Here is a 662-nt window from a genome sequence, read left to right as displayed (position 1 = left end):
GGTTTAGAAGAAGCGATTCTTGAAAAAGAGGAAGATGCTTTAGAGAAAGAAGAAGACCAGGACGATGCGGTCGAAGGCATTGGCGATTTAGGTCGTTCACGCCGTAGAACAAGACGCAGAGGGCGAAGAAGTCGCAGAAGAACCAGCCGAAAACGTGCTGTTCGTAGGTCATACAATGCCGGAGCAAGAAGCACGGCTGTGAAAACAGGACTTACCAAAGACCTGACTTCAAAAGGTCAGTTTGAGCTTCGCAGACAGCAATTGCCACCGGAAGTACAGAAAGCATTGAAAGATGCACGTATGCAAACCGTTGATACGGCAATCTACACCGTTAAGTCAATTAAGGATAAATCCGACATTGATTTGATGGAGGCATCGGACGATAAAAAGGCTGGACGTACCAACCTGAACCGTGCGCAGTTGGATTCAGGAAAGTATTTCCTGTTAACTGATATTGTTCTTGAGTACGCTCACGGAGCATCGGAAGAAGACAACGACCCGGCAGATTTTGCTTTTGGTCAGTTTGCCCTACCTCCTGCAATCCTGAACGGTACTTTCGAGATGACTTTAGGCACGAAGGTAATTGTACCTGAAATCTCATGTGCGGTATTCGATGACACCGATACCACAAAACGCAAATTCCAATACAAGCTTGCCAATCC

At 46.5% G+C, this 662-nt stretch carries 1 protein-coding gene; it reads left to right on the top strand.

The window, feature by feature from the left end; translation table 11 throughout:
• The coding region (locus KEM10_RS23935) for a hypothetical protein (protein ID WP_212220967.1) at window positions 1–662 on the top strand (662 nt) is incomplete at both ends.

The sequence above is a fragment of the Carboxylicivirga linearis genome (genome assembly GCF_018271995.1).
GTDB classification, from domain to species: Bacteria; Bacteroidota; Bacteroidia; order Bacteroidales; family Marinilabiliaceae; genus Carboxylicivirga; species Carboxylicivirga linearis.
This window is presented reverse-complemented; position numbering and strand designations above follow the sequence as displayed.